This window comes from Roseiterribacter gracilis, from assembly GCA_018332375.1.
Lineage (GTDB): Bacteria > Pseudomonadota > Alphaproteobacteria > BOG-932 > Roseiterribacteraceae > Roseiterribacter > Roseiterribacter gracilis.
Genome location: BOPV01000001.1, coordinates 3305900 through 3325703, shown reverse-complemented (window position 1 = coordinate 3325703; position 19804 = coordinate 3305900). Strand labels below are relative to the sequence as shown.

Annotated in this window: 19 protein-coding genes; 14 read left to right on the top strand and 5 right to left on the bottom strand. The window is 63.3% G+C overall.

Annotation, left to right across the window (positions count from 1 at the left end):
- Positions 1-8: 8 nt before the first annotated feature.
- Positions 9-1013, bottom strand: a complete 1005-nt coding sequence (gene coxB / locus TMPK1_RS16575; RefSeq protein ID WP_420244372.1) for a cytochrome c oxidase subunit II — start codon at positions 1011-1013, stop codon at positions 9-11.
- 219 nt (positions 1014-1232) lie between these two features.
- Between coxB and tldD the strand changes: the two genes are divergently transcribed.
- The 3 genes from tldD to TMPK1_RS16560 all read left to right on the top strand — a co-directional run bounded on the left by tldD (position 1233) and on the right by TMPK1_RS16560 (position 4395).
- Positions 1233-2666, top strand: a complete 1434-nt coding sequence (tldD, locus tag TMPK1_RS16570) for a metalloprotease TldD (protein ID WP_420244370.1) — start codon at positions 1233-1235, stop codon at positions 2664-2666.
- The gene (locus tag TMPK1_RS16565) at positions 2663-3796 is read left to right on the top strand and encodes a YaaC family protein (RefSeq protein WP_420244368.1); all 1134 of its coding nucleotides are present in this window, start codon (positions 2663-2665) and stop codon (positions 3794-3796) included. The genes tldD and TMPK1_RS16565 overlap by 4 nt, the downstream gene beginning before the upstream one ends.
- A gap of 143 nt (positions 3797-3939) precedes the next feature.
- Positions 3940-4395: a hypothetical protein gene (locus TMPK1_RS16560; protein ID WP_420244366.1), complete on the top strand. Its 456-nt coding sequence runs from the start codon at positions 3940-3942 to the stop codon at positions 4393-4395.
- Positions 4396-4426: 31 nt separating this feature from the next.
- Here TMPK1_RS16560 and TMPK1_RS16555 read toward each other — a convergent pair whose 3' ends face one another.
- Positions 4427-5293: a helix-turn-helix domain-containing protein gene (locus tag TMPK1_RS16555; RefSeq protein WP_420244364.1), complete on the bottom strand. Its 867-nt coding sequence runs from the start codon at positions 5291-5293 to the stop codon at positions 4427-4429.
- Positions 5294-5374: 81 nt separating this feature from the next.
- Between TMPK1_RS16555 and TMPK1_RS16550 the strand changes: the two genes are divergently transcribed.
- Both TMPK1_RS16550 and TMPK1_RS16545 read left to right on the top strand, forming a co-directional pair.
- Complete coding sequence (locus TMPK1_RS16550; protein ID WP_420244363.1) at positions 5375-6316, top strand: alpha/beta fold hydrolase; 942 nt, start codon at positions 5375-5377, stop codon at positions 6314-6316.
- Positions 6317-6508: 192 nt separating this feature from the next.
- On the top strand, positions 6509-6991 hold the full coding sequence (locus TMPK1_RS16545) for a VOC family protein (RefSeq protein WP_420244361.1): 483 nt from the start codon (positions 6509-6511) through the stop codon (positions 6989-6991).
- Between the two features lie 10 nt (positions 6992-7001).
- Here TMPK1_RS16545 and TMPK1_RS16540 read toward each other — a convergent pair whose 3' ends face one another.
- Genes TMPK1_RS16540 through TMPK1_RS16530 form a run of 3 tightly spaced genes read right to left on the bottom strand, consistent with a single transcriptional unit; the run spans position 7002 to position 10766 of the window.
- A complete protein-coding gene (locus TMPK1_RS16540) occupies positions 7002-8606 on the bottom strand; it encodes an N-acyl-D-amino-acid deacylase family protein (RefSeq protein ID WP_420244360.1) in 1605 nt (534 codons plus the stop codon).
- Positions 8603-9967, bottom strand: a complete 1365-nt coding sequence (locus TMPK1_RS16535; RefSeq protein WP_420244358.1) for a glutamate--cysteine ligase — start codon at positions 9965-9967, stop codon at positions 8603-8605. Before TMPK1_RS16535 ends, TMPK1_RS16540 begins: the two co-directional genes overlap by 4 nt.
- Before the next feature lie 22 nt (positions 9968-9989).
- Positions 9990-10766: a 16S rRNA (uracil(1498)-N(3))-methyltransferase gene (locus TMPK1_RS16530; protein WP_420244357.1), complete on the bottom strand. Its 777-nt coding sequence runs from the start codon at positions 10764-10766 to the stop codon at positions 9990-9992.
- 48 nt (positions 10767-10814) lie between these two features.
- Here TMPK1_RS16530 and ubiA point away from each other — a divergent pair, with 48 nt between their 5' ends.
- The 9 genes from ubiA to TMPK1_RS16485 all read left to right on the top strand — a co-directional run bounded on the left by ubiA (position 10815) and on the right by TMPK1_RS16485 (position 19766).
- Entirely contained in the window at positions 10815-11717 is a 903-nt protein-coding gene (gene ubiA / locus TMPK1_RS16525) for a 4-hydroxybenzoate octaprenyltransferase (RefSeq protein ID WP_420244355.1), read from the top strand.
- Positions 11718-11734: 17 nt separating this feature from the next.
- On the top strand, positions 11735-12367 hold the full coding sequence (locus tag TMPK1_RS16520) for a class I SAM-dependent methyltransferase (RefSeq protein WP_420244353.1): 633 nt from the start codon (positions 11735-11737) through the stop codon (positions 12365-12367).
- Entirely contained in the window at positions 12368-13702 is a 1335-nt protein-coding gene (locus tag TMPK1_RS16515) for a TldD/PmbA family protein (RefSeq protein WP_420244351.1), read from the top strand. It begins immediately after the preceding gene.
- Positions 13703-13776: 74 nt separating this feature from the next.
- Complete coding sequence (locus TMPK1_RS16510) at positions 13777-14559, top strand: UDP-2,3-diacylglucosamine diphosphatase (protein ID WP_420244349.1); 783 nt, start codon at positions 13777-13779, stop codon at positions 14557-14559.
- Positions 14560-14586: 27 nt separating this feature from the next.
- The gene (locus TMPK1_RS16505) at positions 14587-15597 is read left to right on the top strand and encodes a glycosyltransferase family 4 protein (protein ID WP_420244347.1); all 1011 of its coding nucleotides are present in this window, start codon (positions 14587-14589) and stop codon (positions 15595-15597) included.
- A complete protein-coding gene (locus TMPK1_RS16500; RefSeq protein WP_420244345.1) occupies positions 15597-16841 on the top strand; it encodes a 3-deoxy-D-manno-octulosonic acid transferase in 1245 nt (414 codons plus the stop codon). The genes TMPK1_RS16505 and TMPK1_RS16500 overlap by 1 nt, the downstream gene beginning before the upstream one ends.
- Positions 16838-17794: a tetraacyldisaccharide 4'-kinase gene (lpxK, locus tag TMPK1_RS16495; RefSeq protein WP_420244344.1), complete on the top strand. Its 957-nt coding sequence runs from the start codon at positions 16838-16840 to the stop codon at positions 17792-17794. The genes TMPK1_RS16500 and lpxK overlap by 4 nt, the downstream gene beginning before the upstream one ends.
- Positions 17791-18648, top strand: a complete 858-nt coding sequence (locus TMPK1_RS16490) for a lysophospholipid acyltransferase family protein (protein WP_420244342.1) — start codon at positions 17791-17793, stop codon at positions 18646-18648. Before lpxK ends, TMPK1_RS16490 begins: the two co-directional genes overlap by 4 nt.
- Complete coding sequence (locus TMPK1_RS16485) at positions 18621-19766, top strand: hypothetical protein (protein ID WP_420244341.1); 1146 nt, start codon at positions 18621-18623, stop codon at positions 19764-19766. Before TMPK1_RS16490 ends, TMPK1_RS16485 begins: the two co-directional genes overlap by 28 nt.
- Positions 19767-19804 lie beyond the last annotated feature (38 nt).

Below are 19804 nucleotides of genomic sequence, written 5' to 3'. Positions count from 1 at the left end.
CTCTTCTCTCAGCGGGCCGGGACAGCTTCAGCCGTCTTCGGCGAATCCATCCACTTGTAGTTGATGCCCAGCACTTTTTCGTTCGCGTCGCGCAGCTTGTCCTTGGCGGTCGACGACGCGACGGCCTGGGTCCACTTCGCAAACACGTCCTTAGGCACAGCGCGCACCTCGATCGGCATATAGGCGTGCAAGGTGCCGCAGATCTGGTTGCACTGGCCGAAATAGGTGCCCGGCACGGTGATGCGCATCCAGGTTTCCTGGGTGCGGCCCGGCACGGCATGGCGTTGCACGCCCGCCTGCGGCAGCAGCCACGAATGGATCACGTCGGCACCGGTGATCAGCAGGGTGATGTCGGTATCGACCGGCACGACCAGCGGATAATCGACCGACAGTTTCTTGATGTGCTCGGGCTGGAGCTTGTCGTCCGGCACCATGTTCGACGCGAACTCGTCGACCTTGTTGTCCGGCATTTCATACGACCAGTACCACTGGTGACCCGTGATCTTCACGGTCATCTCCGGGCTCTTGGCCTTGTCCATGTAATACATGAGACGGAAGGACGGGACCGCGATCACGACCAGGATCACGACCGGGAGAACCGTCCACAGGATCTCGACCATCGTGTTGTGCGTGACTTTCGACGGCACCGGGTTCGCGCTGCGGCGGAACCGGATCATCGTGTAGAGCAGCAGTGCCAACACGAAGATCGTGATGCCGGTGATGATCACCAACAGCATGTCGTGGAAAGAATCGAGCCGCTCGGCGACCGGCGACACGCCCTTGGGCATGCTCATCTGCCAATCGGTCGGCCAGCCCTTCACGGCTTGTTGCGCCGGTTGAGCAAAAGCGGGGATGGGCAGCAGCAGAAGCGTGGCCAGTACCTTCGACCAGAGCTTGGCGAATAGCGAAGCGAGGAGAGTCGACGGTACAGAATTTGAAGCGCTGGACCGACGTAAAGTCGGTCCGGGCGCCGCCCTGCACCGGGACCCGAAGTGCGAGATGCCGTTCGACATAGGCTCCAGCCGGAAGTCGGAAATTCGTCGCCGCAGCAATAGGATCGGCGCCGTCTCAAGTCCAGGGTGAGATGGCCGCAGCCGAACATGTGATTTCGCGGCGTTCCGCCGCATGGCGGCCAAGTCCCTCGCCGAAATGACCCCAGACGCTTTCTGGAACGTGCCTTGGCGTGCCGCATCGCACGCGCCATCTTCGCTTCTCCCGAACGGAGCCAGCTTATGTCCAGCCTTGCCGCGACTGACGATCTCTTCTTTGCCCGTGCCGGACTGGACCGCGGAAAAGTCGAGCAGCTCGTGCGCGATGCGGCGCACGGCGCCGACGATGGCGAGCTCTATCTCGAATACGGCCAGTCCGAAGCCCTGTCGTGGGACGACGGCAAGCTGAAGAGCGCGAGCTTCGACACCGTGCAAGGCTTCGGACTGCGCGCGGTCGCCGACGAGACCTTTGGCTATGCGCATTCGGGCGATCTGTCCGAGGCTGCGATCCGCCGTGCCGCCGAAACGGTTCGCGCCGTGACCGCTGGACATGGCGGCACGCTGGCCTTGCCGCCGCGCGGGACCAACACGCAGCTCTACACGCCCGACAATCCGCTGCCGGGCGTTCCGTTCGAGACCAAAATCGAGCTGCTGACCCAGATCGACGCCTATGCCCGCAGCCGCGACCCGCGCGTCGCCCAGGTCATGTGCTCGCTCTCGGGCTCCTGGCAGGCAGTGCAGATCATCCGCCCCGACGGGTCACGGACCGCCGATCTGCGTCCGCTGGTCCGCCTGTCCATCAATGTCGTCGCCAAACAGGGCGAGCGGATGGAAAGCGGCAATGCCGGCGGCGGCGGCCGCTACACCTACGAACGCCTGTTCGATCCCGCCCATTGGAAGCGCGCAGTCGATCAGGCGGTGCAGGCGGCGCTGACCAATCTCGACGCGATCCCGGCCCCGGCCGGCGAAATGACCGTGGTGCTTGGGCCGGGCTGGCCCGCCGTGATGCTGCACGAAGCGATCGGCCACGGGCTGGAAGGCGACTTCAATCGCAAAAAGACCTCGGCCTTCACCAACCTGCTGGGCCAGCGCATCGCTGCACCGGGCATCACCGTCGTCGACGACGGCACGTTGGACGGGCGGCGCGGTTCGCTGACCGTCGACGATGAAGGCACGCCGACCAATTGTACGGTGCTGATCGAAGACGGAATCCTGAAAGGCTTCATGCAGGATCGTCTCAACGCGCGGCTCATGGGCGTGGCCGCAACCGGCAACGGACGGCGCGAAAGTTTTCAGCACGCACCATTGCCGCGCATGACCAACACCTATATGCGCAACGGCACGCACACGCCTGAGGAAGTGATCAGCAGCGTCAAACGCGGCGTCTACGCCACCAATTTCGGCGGCGGTCAGGTCGACATCGTGTCGGGCAAATACGTGTTCGCGGCAACCGAAGCGTGGCTGATCGAAAACGGCAAAGTCACCGCCCCACTCAAAGGCGCGACCTTGATCGGCAACGGCCCGCAGGATCTGAAAAAGATTTCGATGGTCGCGAACGACATGGCGCTCGATGACGGCGTCGGCGTGTGCGGAAAAGCTGGCCAGGGCGTTCCTGTCGGGACCGGCCAGCCGACCTTGCGCATGGACGGAATTACAGTCGGCGGTACCGCCGCATGATTCTGACGAGCTATCGCATTTTGGCAGAAAGGGATCCCGGACTTTTCTGTCGTGCGACGCTCAAATCTTATAAAGACGCAAACCGCACGACCAAACGGCTGCTCCAAATCGCACCCGCGATTAAGCAGGAACGAGCACGGCAGATCTCGAGCGAAATCGGGAGCTGCATCTCCCAAGCAGATGAGCTTTTTACCGCGGCCGCGGCAGTGTCCCTGCGAACCAAGCCACTGTTGATTTACTACGCCGTGATGAATCTAGCCGCCGCTATGGTTTTGCTGCGGGAGCCCGCACGCTGGAGTTTACGGCAGCTACGAGAAGTTCATGGTCACCATGGCCTCGAACTGCGCGTCAACAAGCAGAAAGGCAATCGCCCAAGTCTCGAAGATCTGAACATCAAACCTGTGCGAAACGGTACATTCGCGATCTGGCAGGCTGGCGCGCATGAATATCCCCTTATCGGGGAGAAAATGACCTACTACGGGAACAACAACTACGAAAAATCTCGCGCAATCATTTTAACCCCCGACGAGAATTTATTGGGACCACTGAGAGGTGAAGGCATCAGCCTTGCTGATGCGCTAGCCCTTATCCCGGCCCTCGGGCCGCTCGTTGCAGAGAGCGGCCGGACACCTCTTCACGTGCGCTCGCGCATTAGCATCGAGGTACATGAAAAAGCCCAATCTGAACCTGATGTACATCTCTCGATCACGCTTCACCCCGGCCCGGCAACATCCATAGAAAAGTGCGCCTCGCTTGTTCGGGTTTCCGCGACCGCCAGCGAACGACTGGAAATAACAGAGTATCGAGCAGGCTTCTCGCTCAAACTAAATGTAGCAGAGGCACCGGAAGATCGGCCGCTGATGAAGATGCCTCAGGGCGTTAGCATGACCGGCGAGAACACATTCTTCTGCGTAGACTTTATTGAACTAAATGAGTTCGGCGTTCTGATGATCGCACTTTATGCAGCTGGGATTTACTCGCGATATTATGCGGATTATTGGTCGGTAGATGTTGCGCAACACTCGGAAATTGCGTCCTTCATTGAGCGACTGTGCGAGGAAGCTGTTTATCGAGCGCCCTTGCTCGCCTTATCCGAGCTGAGCGGCCGTTATCATGCTCCGCTCGACTAGGCGTGGGTTTACTATTGTCTATTGCCGAAATGGTCGCCGATGACCTTAGTGCCGGGACAAAAGTCTGTGCCGTTCATTAGCGTCAATGCTTGCACACGGCTGGAAACTTTCGGCCGTGGCGTCGCCTCGGCTTAGGAGCATATGTGAGTGAGTTCGACGACTTCGTCGCCCGCAAACGAGCCGAGATCGAAGCCCGCCTGGCCGAGCAGCGGCAACGCGAAACAGCCGCGGCCAAAGAAGCCGAACGCATCGCTTCTCTCGTGCAAGAATTCCGTCGTGTCGATCAGGCCGTCGCCGATGCGGCGGCCCGGTTGAATCGCAAACTCGAAGGCATCGGCGTTTTAAGTCCGGAAGAAGCGCAAGAGCGCAACACGCCGGACGGCGCGATCGCGCATATCGCTGCGCGTTACAAAGGCGGCGACGCCAAGCCCAACGAATATGCCGTGCTGCGCTTCGACCTGCGCAAGGACAACACGGTCGCCGCCTTCATCGTCGCCAGCGGTCCCAAGAAAGGCGCGCTGGATATGGTCGCGCTGACCGACTGCAACGCGACCTGGATCGAACGGGCGCTGGAAAAATTCGTGCAGGCGGTCGCCTAGGACCTAGCCGGCGCAGCCGGCCTGCCGGTTTTCATTTCTGAATTGAAAGCAGGGAGCCGCCTTCGGCGGCTAAAGCCTTGCAGATCGCAGCGGTTCGGTCGTCGGCAGGAAAGGCGCATTGAATGCGCAGCTCCGACAGAGTCACGTCGCGCGGTCCGGCAAAGGTCGTGATCGTGTCGAAGAAACGCAGCTCGCCTTCGGGGCTGCGCAACACGGTCAGATGTACCGGTGACGGTTCGATCTCGACGTCGCGGAAGCGCCAGTTCTTCGGCACGTCGGGATAGCGCAGCAATTCCTCCAACAGGCTCTGCGCTTTTTCGTCGGTCGGAACGTCGGCGATTTCTTCGTGCAGCCGGCGCAGAAACCGCCACGCCATGTCCTGCCAATTGACGATCACGCGGCGAAAATCGTCGGGATCGAACACCTGGTGCAGCATGTTGGTGTGCTTCAACGCACGGCCGCCCATCACGAACTGATCGACCCGGCGCGCGCCGTCATTGACCAGCAGCGTTTCCCAATGCCGGTCGAGCACGAAGGCCGGATACGGTTCCTGGTGTCCCAGCACCAGGTCGATCACCTGCCGCATGCGGTCCAGTGCCGGCGTGCCGAGCGTGCTTTCGGCATAGACCGGCGCGTAGCCGGCTGCGATCAGCAACGCATTGCGTTCGCGCAACGGCATCGCCAGCACGTCGGCCAGACGCTCGACGGTTTCGCGGCTCGCCTGGGCTTTGCCGGTTTCGATGCAACTCAGATGGCGGCTGGATATGTCGGATTGCAGCGCCAGTTCCATCTGGCTGATCCGTCGCGCGATGCGCCATTCGCGCAACAAGATACCGATCGGCGGATGAGTCGTGCGGGTTGCCATGTTCACGTCAGCATTGATGACCTCGGAGGTCATGTCGAGATGATCTGTTTGCTCGTTGAATGCGCACAGCGGCGCGCTTACCAATCGGCGCCAATCGACGCATACGAGCAGCACATGAACCGGCGCGCAATTTTGATCAATGGTGTCGCGACGACCGCGCTTCTATCGATGGCGCCGTTCGTGGCGCATGCGGCGCCGCTGCGGGAATGGATGCGCGCCGAGTTTCACGCCAAGCGCAAATTCGCCGATCTCGCGGTCGGCAAGATCGCGTATGTCGAGCGCGGCAAAGGTCCAGCCGCGATCTTTCTGCACGGCTTTCCGCTGAACGGGTTTCAGTGGCGCGGCGTGATGGCACGGCTGGACGACGTCCGCCGTTGCATCGCGCCAGACCTGATGGGGCTCGGCTATAGCGACGTTCCGGCCAGCACCGATCTGTCGCCGGTCGCGCAGGCCGAGATGATCGTCGCGTTCATGGACAGGCTTGGCGTGCGCGAAGCCGATTTCGTTGCCAACGACAGTTCCGACGGCATCGCGCAACTGATCGCGGCTGCGCATCCCGACCGCGTACGCTCGATCCTGTTCACCAACGGCGACACCCACACTAACAGCCCGCCCGAAAAGCTGCTGCCGTTTATCGAGATGGCAAAGCGCGGTGAAGTCGATGCCTGGTACGAGAAGCATCTCACCGACCCCAGCTTCGTCGCCAACGGCATCGGCAACGCGTTTTCGAATCCGGTGCCGCCCGAATTGCTCGAAGTCTATTTCCGCCCGCTGATCAGCTCGCCGAAACGCCGGCAGCAAGGTCAGACGTTTGGTACAGCGATGCTGCCGAACCCGCTGCCCGCCATCGAACCCAAGCTGCGCGCGTTCAAAAAACCCGTGCGCATGGTCTGGGCCCGCAACAGCGATCTGTTCGCCGACGAATGGGCCGAATGGCTCGACCGCACCTTCCCGGGGTCGACCGGCATTCGCTTCGTCGACGACGCGAAACTGTTCTTTCCCGAAGAACAGCCGGCGCTGATCGTGGCCGAGTGCCGGAAGCTGTGGAAGGCGTAGCTCGCGCTTCCTGCTTTTGATGAGTCACGAGGGTGGGGGCGCCTTCGGCGCCCAAGACGCCAAGGTTCGCCAAGAGAGCGCGCTGGCGGCGATGCCTCGTCGCAAGCCGAACTTGGATTTCCTGACGCGCTTCGCGCGTCGATAAAACCGTCCCGTCATGCGACGCGACGGTGTTTCCTTCTGTGATTCTTGGTGGACCTTGGCGTCTTGCGCGCCAACGGCGCGCCCAACTCTTACCTCGTCGACATGGCGGCAAGATCGCGCTTTGCAGGCGGGCTCGTCGATGGGAACCTGCCGCCGGAGCAGGATGACAAAGGGGAGATCTCAATGCCTGTTGTTGGTATCGGCGGCGTCTTTTTCCGGGCCAAGGATTCGGACGCGCTCAACGCCTGGTATAAAAAACACCTGGGTGTTGGCGGCTATGACTGGGCGCAGCAGGCCGGTCCGACGATCTTCATGCCGTTCAAGCACGACACCGATTACTTCCCCGCCGACAAGCAGCACATGATCAATCTGCGCGTGGCGGATCTCGATCCGCTGTTGGCAACGCTGCGCGACGCCGGCATCGCCGTCACGACCAAGGCCGAATGGGACTCGCCCGAGACCGGCCGCTTCGCCCGCATCCACGATCCCGAAGGCAACCCGATCGAATTGTGGGAACCGCCGGCGGAGTGATCGCCGCGCGTTAGTTGCAGGCGTGCCGCAACACGCGGCCCGCTTTTGCACCTGTATACGCGCCGTTCTCCAACGTGACTTTGCCGTTCACCAGCACGTAGTCGATGCCTTGCGGCGCGACTGCGTGCTTTTCATAGCTGGGCGTGTCGTCGATGCGCGCCATGTCGAAGATGACGAGATCGGCGCGCAAGCCTTCGCGCAGCACGCCGCGATCGACCAGCCCCATGCGCGACGCGGGCCAGGACGTCATCTTGCGTACCGCATCTTCCAGACTTAGGACGCCGCGGCGTTTCACATATTCGGCCAGCACGCGCGGAAACGTGCCGTAGACGCGCGGATGCGGCACGGTCGGCTCGTCGCGGCTGCCGAGATGGATCACGGCCGGCGCGTCCGTGCCGATGCTGGTCCAGCTTTGCCGCAGCGCGGTTTCGACGTCGCGCTCGTCCATCATGAAATAGAGTCCGGTCGCACGTTTTGGCAGCGCCGCCAGCACAATGTCCCACGCGGTATCGGCCGGATCTTTTCCGAGCGCGGCGCCGATCTCGACCATGCTCTTGCCGCGAAACCGCTCGTACTCGCTGCTTTGCGGATTGCCGAGCAACACGCGGCCCCAACCACCCGACGCTTCGACCAGGTTCGACCAACCCGGCAGTGAACCAGATGCAACTTCGCGTTTGATTCGTTCGCGCACGGCCGGATCGCGCAAACGCTCCATGCCTTTGTCGCGCCCGTCGGCAAAGACCCAGCTTGGCACCGTCACCGACAGGCCGGTGCCGGCTGCGGTGTAGGGATACATGTCGGCGGCGATGTCGATGCCGCGCGCACGCGCCTGCGCGATGCGCTGCACCGCTTCGGGCATCAAGCGGCCCCATTGCGGCGCGTAGGCGGCTTTCAGATGAAAGATCTCGACTTTGACGCCGCCGCGTTCGCCGATCGCAACCGCTTCATCGATGGCGCGGAGCAGATCGGCGCTCTCGTCGCGCATATGCGTGGCGTAGAAACCGCCGCAACGACCGGCGACTTTGGCCAGCTCGACCAGCTCGTCGGTGGTTTGAAACGTCGCGGGCGGATAGATCAGCGCGGTGGTGATGCCGAACACGCCGGCTTTCATCGCGACGTCGATCTCGTCGCGCATCGCCTGCAACTGCACCTGGCTTGGCGCGCCGGCACCGTCGCCCATCACATGTTCGCGCGCGTCGGTCGCGTTGTAGTAGGTGCCGAAATTGACCGCGATGCCTTTGCGTTCGAGGTCGCGGAAATATTTCGGCAGCTCGGCCGCTTTCACCGGCGTGCCGCTTTCGCCCGAGATGACCGTGGTGACGCCCATCTGCAGCTTGTTCACCGCGTCGCCGTTTTCCGGCAACACGTCACCGGACTGATCCATCATGTCGATGAATCCGGGTGCTACGTAGCGACCGGCGGCTTCGATCTCGCGCTTGCCGAGTCCCTGCACGCGCCCGATCGCAGCGATGCGACCGTTCTTGATCGCAAGATCGCCCGCAACCCACGGATTGCCCGCGCCGTCGAGCAGACGGCCGTTGCGAATGACGAGATCGTAGTCAGACGCGAAGGCGCTCGACGACAAGGTCAGCGCGAGAAGCGCCGCAAACTTCAATAGGCCATCTCGGCGAAAACCGGCTCGACCCGATTGTCCCAGCGCGTCGCATAGCGTTCGAGCAACGTGTCGGACGGCGTCTTGCCGGTAATTGCGATTTCGATCAGCGGTTCGAGGAAACCGCTTTCGTCGATGCCGTTCTTGTTGCGGCGTTGGCGACGCTGCAGACCGCCCTGCGCCAACGCCAGAACCTGGCTGGCGACATTCTGCACCGTCTTGCCGGCGACGCTGCCGCGCAGACCGTTCTTGGCAACGTCGCGCTTCAAGGCGGCGCGGTCTTCCGCAGTCCAGCCTTTGACCAACTGCCACGCACCTTCGAGCGCCTGGTCGTCATAGAGAAGACCGACCCAGAAGGCCGGCAACGCGCACAGCCGGTCCCACGGACCGCCATCGGCGCCACGCATCTCGAGATATTTCTTGAGACGCACTTCGGGGAACATCGTGGTCAGGTGATCGGCCCAATCGGTCATCGTCGGCTTCTGGCCTTCAAAGCCTTTGAGCTTGCCGTCGAGATAGTCGCGGAACGAACAACCGGCGACGTCGTGATAGATGCCGTCGCGGTAGACGAAATACATCGGCACATCGAGCGCGTAATCGACATAGCGTTCGAAGCCGAATCCGTCTTCGAACACGAACGGCAGATCGCCGGTGCGATCCTTGTCGGTGTCGGTCCAGATATTGGCGCGATACGACTGGAAGCCGTTCGGCTTGCCTTCGGTGAAGGGCGAGCTGGCAAACAGCGCCGTCGCAATCGGCTGCAGCGCAAGCGAGACGCGAAATTTGCGCACCATGTCGGCTTCGTTTTCGAAGTCGAGATTGGCCTGCACGGTGCACGTGCGCAGCATCATGTCGAGGCCGAGCGAACCGACCTTCGGCATGTAGTTGCGCATGATCTTGTAGCGGCCTTTCGGCATCCACGGCACGTCGCTGCGTGCAACCAGCGGCTGAAAGCCGAGACCGATCAGGCCGATGCCAAGCTCGTCGCTGACGATCTTCACCTGGCGCAGATGCTCGTTCACTTCGGAACAGGTTTCGTGAATCGTCTCGAGCGGTTCGCCCGACAATTCGACTTGTCCGCCCGGCTCCAACGTGACGCTGGCCATGCCGTGCTTGAGCGCGATCAGCTTGCCGCCTTCGAGCACGCGTTCCCAACCGAAGCGCGCCAAACCTTCGAGCAGCGCACCGATTCCATCGGGACCGTCATACGGCAGCGGCGCGAGATCGCTCCAACGGAACGCAAACTTTTCGTGTTCCGTACCGACACGCCACGCGCTGCGCGGTTTCGATCCCGACTCGAGATACGAAACCAGCTCCTGGCGGTCGTTGATCTGCGCGGATCCTGCATCTGCGGGACCGGACATCGAAGCTCGCTTTCTGTCTGCTTTATTCGCGGAACGGCGGACGCTGGTCCGCTGCGGACCCGTCTCCGCGCAACGCCTGCCAAGACGCGAGCGCTGCGAGCGCCGCTGTCTCGGCGCGCAACAAGCGCGGCCCGAGTCCGATCGCAACAACAAACGGCACCGATCGGAGCAGGTCAAGCTCGGCCGGATCGAAACCTCCTTCCGGCCCGATGAGAAACGCACATGGAGCTGGCGCCAACGCAACGTGCAATGGCTGTGCTGCACCCGACTCGGCGGCGACGTGCAGCGTGCGTGTTGCGTCCCAGTTGCCGAGTAGTGTCGGCAAGGTCACAGGCGCGTCGATCACCGGTACGTCGAGTCGCTCACATTGTTCGGCGGCCTCGCTTGCAATTGCGCGCAAGCGATCCAGGTTCACGCGATCCGTGACGGTGCGGCGCGTTTCGACCGGCAACAGCCGTGACACGCCAAGCTCGGTCGCTTTCTCGACGACCAGGTCGATGCGCGCGCGTTTCAGCGGCGCGAAACACAACCAGAGATCGGGTGACGAAACTTGCGCGCGACGTTGCGCTTGCGCGGTCAAGATCGCGCCGCGCTTGGCGAAGGACTCGATCGCGCAAGCCCAACCGCCGTCGCGACCATTGAAGACCTCGATCGTGGCGCCAGGCGAAAGCCGCAACACGTGCTGCAGATAATGTGCACGGTCGCGGTCGAGCTCGATCGTCGCATTGGCCGCTAGTGGCGCATCGACGAACAGCCGCGCGGCGGGCTTCACGCGATCAAAGTCGGGTTCGGCGTCCATGGCCTCTTCCTAGGCAAGGCGGGCACTTCCGACTATAGCCGGCCACGCATGGCCACCCCCGTCCATACCGACTTGCATCGCGGCAACTGGGTCGACCGCTTTCTGCCGGTCGCCGCCCGCCCCTATGCGCGGCTGGCGCGCTGGGACCGGCCGATCGGGATCTGGCTGTTGCTGCTGCCCTGCTATTGGGGCCTGGCGCTGGCCCGATCGTTTGATCCCAAGACCTGGATCCTGTTTCTGGTCGGCGCAATCGCGATGCGCGGTGCGGGCTGCACCTTGAATGATCTGTTCGACCGCAAGATCGATGCGCAGGTCGAACGGACGCGCACCCGGCCGCTTCCGGCTGGCGAAGCGACCGTGCGCCAAGCCATTGTGTGGTTGGTCGTGCAAACGCTGGTCGGGCTGGCCGTGCTGCTGCAATTCCAGCCGCGCGCCATCGCATTGGGTGCGGCGTCGCTGGTCGTGGTCGCGATCTATCCGTTGATGAAGCGCGTGATGGATTGGCCGCAGCTGATTTTGGGCTTCGCCTTCAATTGGGGGGCGCTGCTGGGCTGGACGGTTGCGACCGGCGAAATCGGCGGCCCGTCTTTATATCTCTACGCCGCAGGCATCTGCTGGACGCTGATTTACGACACGATCTATGCGCATCAGGATGCCCGTGACGATGCAATCGTCGGCGTTCGTTCGACCGCGCGCACTTTTCGTGGTCACAGCAAGCTGGTTTTGACGTTGTTGTCATTTGCGATGGTGCTGGGCCTGCATATGGCCATTGAGATAGCGCAGCTCAGCCCCTACGCCGCGGTCGCGAAGTTTTTCGTGCTGGGACATCTTTCGATGCTGCTGGCACGCTGGACGACAACCGACCCCGCAAGTTGCCTCGCTACCTTCAAGGCATCGCGCTGGACCGGCGTCATTACGCTGGGCGCGCTTGCCGCAGGACAGATTCGCTGATCGATCCCACAGACTTCGTGCTCGCGGAAACGCAGCTCGGCACGGCGCAGTTCGTGCCCGAAATCACGCTGCATCTCGCGCACGCGGCGCTGCCTTTGTGGCATGCGACCGAAGCGAAGCTCGAGAAGAACGGCGTGCCGCCGCCCTATTGGGCGTTCGCCTGGCCCGGCGGACAAGCGCTGGCGCGGCTGGTGCTCGACCAGCCCGATTTGGTGCGCGGTATGGACGTGCTGGATTTCGCGGCCGGTAGCGGCATTAGCGCAATCGCCGCCAGCAAGGCCGGCGCGCGCCGCGTGCGGGCAGCGGAAATCGACGCGTTCGCACGCGTCGCCTTGGCGCTGAACGCGACCGTCAACCAGGTTTCGATCGAAGCGATCGCCCAGGATCTGTTGCAGACCGATGCGTTCGATCCGGCCCAGGTCATTCTGGCCGGCGACGTCTGTTACGAACAGCCGATGGCAACGCAAGCGATCGCCTGGCTGCGGCGTCGCGTAGCTGATGGCGCGCGCGTGCTTCTCGCCGACCCCGGTCGCGCCTATTTCCCCAAGACTGGCGTGCGCGAAATCGCGCGCTATGACATTCCGACCAGCCTCGATCTTGAGAGCAACACGATCCGGTCGACCGGTATTTTTGAACTCGCGGACTCGTAGATGACTGACACGCTTTCCCTGCTTGCCGATCTCGTTGCCAGCGCCAAACGCGCCGGCGCCAGCGACGCCGATGCGATTTCGTTCGAAAGCGCCGCTGTGTCGGTCGGCCGCCGCCTCGACAAGCCCGAGACGCTGGAACGGGCCGAGAGCCGCGACATCGGCCTGCGCGTCTTTTTCGGCCAACGCCAAGCCAGCGTGTCGACCAGCGATCATTCGAAAGCCTCGCTGCAAGCGCTGGTCGACCGCGCCGTCGCGATGGCGCGCGTCGTTCCCGAAGATCCGTATTGCGGTCTCGCCGATGCGGCGCTGCTGGGACGCGAGATTGCCGATCTTGATCTTTCCGATCCGACCGAACCGCCGGTCGAAAAACTGATTGAACTCGCCAGCATCGCCGAACGTGCGGCGCTGGACGTCAAAGGCGTTACCAATTCCGACGGCGCCAGTGCCGGCTGGAGTCATTCCGACATCGCGCTGGTCACATCGAACGGATTTGCGGGCCAGTACGGCGTGTCGGGTTCGTCGGTCTCGGTGTCGGTGCTGGCCGAACGCGACGGGCAGATGGAGCGCGACTACGATTTCGCGCAGTCGGTGATGTTCGCCGATTTGCCCGACGCAGCAATGATCGGACGGCAAGCGGGCGAGCGCGTCGTGCGCCGGTTGGGATCGCGCAAGATCGCGTCGGCGACCTTGCCCATCATCTTCGATCCGCGCATCGCCGCCGGTCTGGTGCGGCATCTTCTGGGTGCGATCGGCGGTCCCAGCATCGCGCGCGGCACGTCGTTCCTCAAAGACAAACTCGGCCAGCAGGTCTTCGCGCGCGGCATCAACATCGTCGATGACGCGCAGATCAAACGCGGTTTTCGCTCGCGCCCGTTCGACGGCGAAGGCGTCGCGACAACGAAACGCGCGCTGATCGAAGACGGCGTGTTGACGAGCTGGCTGCTCGATGTGCGTTCGGCGCGGCAATTGGGGCTCACCACCACTGGCCACGCATCGCGCGGCGTCGGCGGCCCACCCAGCCCGGGTCCGAGCAACGTCACCTTGGCGCCTGGTTCGGTGACGCCGGCAGCCCTGATGGCCGACATCAAGCAAGGTCTCTACGTCACCGACCTGATGGGTCAGGGCGTGTCGCTGGTAACGGGTGATTACAGCCGTGGCGCTGCGGGTTTCTGGATCGAGAACGGACAACTCGCCTATCCGGTGAGCGAAATCACCGTCGCCGCCAATTTGACCGAGATGTTCCAGCGGCTGATCCCCGCCGACGATCTGGAAATCAAAACCGGCGTCGATTCACCGACGGTGCGGATCGACGGCATGACTGTGGCTGGTCAGTGATCTCGCTGCAGTAGCGAGAATCACCCGAGTCGGTTATACGACCCGCGGTATAGAGGCCTGGGGAGACCCCCGACATGTCGAGTGAGACCGCCCGGCACTATCGCGCGATTTGGATTTCCGACGTCCATCTCGGCACCAAAGGGTGCCAGGCCGAGATGTTGCTGGATTTCCTGCGCCGGAACGATTGCGAGACGCTGTATCTGGTCGGCGATATCGTCGATGGATGGCGCTTGAAACGCACCTGGTATTGGCCGCAAGCCCATAACGACGTGGTGCAGAAGATCTTGCGCAAAGCGCGCAAGGGCACCGACATCATCTATATCCCGGGCAATCACGACGAAGGCTTTCGTCAATTCCTGGGCCATGAATTCGGTCGTATCCGCATCGTCGACGATCACGAACATGTGACCGCCGACGGGCGCAAATTTCTGGTCATACACGGCGACCAGTTCGACATCGTCTGCAACTACGCGCCCTGGCTGGCGCTGCTCGGCGACTATGCCTATCGCTCGGCGATGTGGATCAACACGCGCTTCAACAATGTGCGACGCGCCACCGGACACGGCTATTGGTCGCTGTCGGCGTTCTTGAAGCACAAGGTCAAGAACGCGGTCGAGTTCATCGGCCGCTATGAAAAGGCTTTGTCGGACGAAGCGCGCCGCCGCGGTTGCGACGGTGTGATTTGCGGCCACATCCATCACGCTGAGATGCGCGACATGGATGGCGTCATGTACATCAATGACGGTGACTGGGTCGAAAGCTGCACTGCGCTGGTCGAACATCCCGACGGTCGTCTGGAAATCCTGCGCTGGGCCGAGATGAACAGCAAAGTCATCGCCATCGCCAAAGCAGCCTGATCAGGCTGCCAACGATTGGTTTCTGGTTTGCGTATTCTTTTCGTCACCGATGCCTGGCACCCGCAGATCAACGGGGTCGTGCGCACGTTGTCCACCACGGGCACCGAGCTGGAAGCGCTTGGCCATGCGGTTGCGTTCGTCGGGCCGGATCGCTTTCGCACCTTTCCGCTGCCGACCTATCCCGAAATTCGCATCGCACTGACGCCGGGCCGTCGCTTGCTGGAAGAAGTCGAACGCTTCCAGCCGACCGCGATTCACATTGCAACTGAAGGTCCGCTGGGCTGGGCGGCGCGCGGCATGTGCCGGTCGCGCGGCTGGCGGTTCAGCACCTCGTATCACACGCGCTTTCCCGAATATGTCGCCGAACGTGCGCCGGTACCGCTGTCGGTGTCGTACGCGGTGCTGCGCCATTTCCACGCCAATTCGTCGGCGCTGATGGTGGCGACCAATTCGATCGAACGCGAACTGGCCGAACGCGGCTTCGCCAATCTGCGGCGCTGGACGCGCGGCGTTGACGTCAATCAATTTCGTCCGCGCAACGACAATGACGAGCCCTTGTTCGGCGACGTGCAGCGGCCGATCGCGCTCTATGTCGGACGCGTCGCGGTCGAGAAGAACATCGAAGCCTTTCTTGAAGCACCGTTCAAAGGCAGCAAGATCGTGGTCGGCGATGGGCCACAACGCGCCGAGTTGGCGCGCAAATACGGGCACGTGAAATTTCTCGGCGCGCAGCATGGCGACATGCTGGCGCGCACCTTCGCCGCCGCCGACGTGTTCGTGTTCCCATCCAAGACCGACACGTTCGGGCTGGTGATGTTGGAAGCCTTGGCGTCGGGCGTTCCAGTTGCAGCCTATCCGGTCGCGGGTCCGATCGACGTGTTGGGCGGGACCGACGTTGCCTGTCTCGACGACGATCTGGGATTTGCAATCGAACAGGCCTTGGCGATTCCGCGCGACCGCTGCCGACAATTCGCGCTTGGTCATTCCTGGCACGCTTCGGCGCAGCAGTTCCTCGCCAATTTGCAGCCCTGCGCCTGATGTTGCGCGCGCTGTATCGCATGGCCGCCGCGGTCGCGGCCCCCCTGTTGCTTTCGCGTCGCCTGCGCCGTGGCAAGGAACACCCAACCCGCTGGCCGGAGCGTACCGGCATCGCTAGCAAAGCGCGTCCGCACGGACGCGTCTTGTGGTTCCACGCCGCCAGCGTCGGTGAGTCGCTGTCGACCTTGGCGCTGCTCGACGAAATCGCGCGCCGCGCACCCGACGCGCATCTGTTGTTGACCACCGGCACGGTCACCGCCGCTGAACTGCTCGAACGTCGTCTGCCGCCGCAGATCCTGCTGCAATTCATGCCGATCGACCGCTTGGCGTGGGTGCAACGCTTTCTCGATCACTGGCGTCCCGACGGCGTCGTGCTGATCGAAAGCGAGTTGTGGCCGAACCTGCTCGGCGAACTGGCAAGGCGCGGCGTGCCCGCTGCCATCGTCAATGGCCGTCTCAGCGAACGGTCGGCGCGGCGTTGGGCGCGCGCACCGTCGATCGCGCGCGATTTGACGGAAGCGTTTCGTCTCGTGCTGGCACAAAGCGATGGCGACGCGGCGCGCTGGCGCAATCTTGGTGCGGTCGACGTGCGCGCCCTGGGCAATCTGAAATACGCGTCCGACCCGTTGCCCGATTCCGACACGCTGCGGCGCGTGTTGGAAGCGCGCGACGGACGTCCGGCCTGGGCCTTCGTGTCGAGTCACGAGGGTGAGGAACAAGTCGCGCTGCAAGCCGACGCGCTGTTGCGCGCACATCATCCCGACCTGGTCACCGTGTTGGCCCCGCGCCACCCGGCGCGCGCCGATGCGGTCGCCGACCTGGCGCGCACGCATGGGCGGATCGTGTCGCGCGACGATGACGGTCCGCTGGGCGACGTGCATGTGATCGGCGCGCTGGGACGGTTGGGCGCCGTGTTCCGCGCCGTGCCGATCGCCTGTATCGGCGGCAGCTTCACCGAAATTGGCGGCCACAATCCGATCGAGCCCGCATGCCTGGGTGCCGCGACCTTGTTCGGCCCCGACATGCGCAACTTCACCGAAGTCGCCGACGCGCTGGTCCAGGCCGGCGCCGCGCGCGCCACGCAAGATGCCGCCGACCTGGCGCATCGTGTCGCGCATTTGCTGACCCATCCGGCCGAGACGGAAGCGATGGGTGCGGCCGGCCGCGCGGTCGCGGCGCGCGAGCGCGCTGTGCTCGACGCTGTTGCGGACGCGCTGGCTCCGGTGCTGGGCTATTCCTCGTGAAAGCACCCGGCTTCTGGGAACACCCCGATTCGGCGCTGGCGACGATTCTTTCGCCGCTGGGCGCGCTCTATGCGTTGGGCACGCGGCTGCGCCTGTTGCAGAAGCCGCGCTGGAAAGCGCCGGTGCCGGTGATCTGCGTCGGCAATGCGACTGCGGGCGGTTCGGGCAAGACGCCCGTCGTGATGGCGCTGGCGCGCATGTTCATCGAACAGAATTTCAAAGTGCACATCATCACGCGCGGCTACGGCGGCAGCATCGCCGGCCCCGCGCGCGTCGTTCCGAAGATGCACACAGCCGATGCGGTCGGTGACGAGGCGTTGTTGCTGGCCAATGTCGCGCCGACCTGGGTTGCGCGCGACCGGGTCGCTGCGGCGCGCATGGCGATCGATCGCGGCGCGCGGATTCTGTTGCTCGATGACGGGTTTCAGGATCCGTCGCTGAAAAAATCTTTGTCGCTGCTGGTCGTCGATGGCGGCGTCGGGTTTGGCAACGGCAAGGCGATTCCGGCCGGTCCGTTGCGCGAATTTCCGCGCGATGCGCTGCGCCGCGCCGATGCGCTGGTGCTGATGGGAACCGATGCAACCGGTCTGACCGAGCGCGTGCGCGGCATTCCGATTTTGCGCGCGCGCCTGTTACCCACCTACCGCCCCGAACTGGCGGGCAAGAACGTCTATGCTTTTGCCGGCATCGGACGGCCCAAGAAATTCGTCGCGACGTTGCAGCAGATGGGCGCGCGCATCGTCGGGTTTCGCGCCTTTGCCGACCATCACAAATTCAGCAAGGGCGAACAGGCCGAGCTGAAAGAAGCGGCCAAGAAAGTGCGCGCCACCTTGGTCACCACAACCAAAGATGCGGTGCGGCTGCCGCCCAGCTTCGCCGACGTGGTTGAAGTGCGTGCGTCCTTCTACGACCCGTCGGCACTCGCCATGGTGTTGAAGAAAGCCTTGAAGTGAAAAGGCTGCGGTATGCGATCGAAGCAGCCGCGCTGCGGGCGCTGTTGTGGATCTTCGCCGTCTTGCCGGTCGACACCGCGTCTGCGCTGGGCGGCCGCATCGCGCGCACGATCGGTCCGCGGCTGGCCGGCTCGCGCAAAGCGCGCCGCAATCTCGAACGCGCGCTGCCGGGCGTCGATGCCGACGCCGTGTTGCGCGGCATGTTCGACAATCTCGGTCGCGTCGTTGCCGAATATCCGCACCTGGCCGAGATCTGCGACCCCAAATCCGGTCGCGTCGAGATGATCGGCGGCGAGCGGTTGCAGGACTACGCCAAACAGAACGTGCCGGTGCTGGTGGTCGGCGCGCATCTCGCCAATTGGGAAGTGCCCGCCTATCACGCACGCCATCTCGGCGTGCCGTTGGCGTCGGTCTATCGCGCGCCCAACAATCCGTGGAGCGCGGAGATCCTGAATCGCATGCGGTCCTTCCCGCAGCAATTCGCCAAAGGCGCCGAAGGCGCGCGCGGCATGATCAAGCACGTGTCCAAGGGCGGACAGTTGGGCGTGCTGATCGACCAGAAAATGAATGACGGCGTCGCGGTGCCGTTCTTCGGCCGCGACGCGATGACCGCGCCGGCGGTGGCGCAGCTGGCGCGCAAATATAAGGGCGCGGTCGTGCCGATGCGGATCGAACGTCTGGGCGACGCCGCGCGGTTTCGTATCACCTTCTACGAACCGCTTGCCGTCGACGACACCGGCGACCGCGCGCGTGACGACGTCGCCACGATGCGCCGCGCCAACGCGATGCTGGAAGACTGGATCCGCGAACGACCGGAGCAATGGCTATGGCTGCATCGACGCTGGCCGGATTGATCCACGCGCTTGCGCCGCTGCTGGCGCTGCAGATTGCGCCGCTATCGACCGACGAGTTGATGCAGCGGCGTGCCTATGGCGATGTCGTTGCACAGCTTGCACTCCCCGCCGACGCCAAACCGTTTGACGCCGCGCATCAGCGTCTCGCCTGGCAGTATGCGTTTCTCGGACGCGCTGACTTGGCGGGCGCAGTGCCCGCTGCGCGACCGCTCGCCTGGTGTGGCGACCTTACGTTGGGCGCGACGGCGCGCGACCCGGTCGCTGCGGTTCTTGATGCCGTCAAAAGCCATCGTGTCGTCGTCATCAATGAAAGCCACATCCGACCCGAAACGCGGCTGCTGACCAGGGCGCTGTTGCCGCGCTTGCGCGCGCTTGGCTTCACGCATTTTGCAGCCGAAGCATTCTGGGCGGACACGCTGGTGTCAGATCGCGCGCTGCGCGATCACATCTATGCCGGCGAACCAGTCTTTGCTTCGATGGTTCGCGATGCACGCGCGTTGGGCTACGAGCTGGTTCGGTACGATGAAACCGGTAGCTGGAAAGTGCGCGAAGAAAAAGCCGCCGCAAATCTTGCTGCGGTACTGGCGACGATGACGCCGGACCAGCGTCTGCTGGTGCATGTCGGTCACGGACACGTAAATAAACTACAGCCGAACGAGCCGAACGATGCGCCCTCGGTGACGGGCCGGCTGCAGCAGCAGGGATTCGATCCGCTTGCGATCAATACGACCTGCGCAGCACCGGGCGCGGCCGGAAGCGTGGGGCAGATCTTCTTTGACCCACAGGGCGTGATGCGCATCGACCCTGCATTTCGCGACCGTGTCGATTTGTTCGTGCACGCAACCGGCCCGTGGGACGGTACCGTGCCGCCCGCGGATCTAGCGCGCGCAGCTCTCGGCAAAGCGCGTGCGATTCCAACCGCGCTACTGGCAAATGAACTGCGCGTCGTCGAAGCACGGCGGCCCGGCGAAAGCGACGAGATCGCGCCGCACGATCGGATCCTGTTGCGCCCAGGCGAAAACCTGCCGCTACATCTGCCGGCAGGCCGATGGGTTCTTCAGTCGCTAGCACACGATGGAACCATCGCGGCACGCGCGACGATCGAAGCGCGAGACTGACCTCCTAGAGCGCGCTCCACGCTGGACAGGCGCACTGG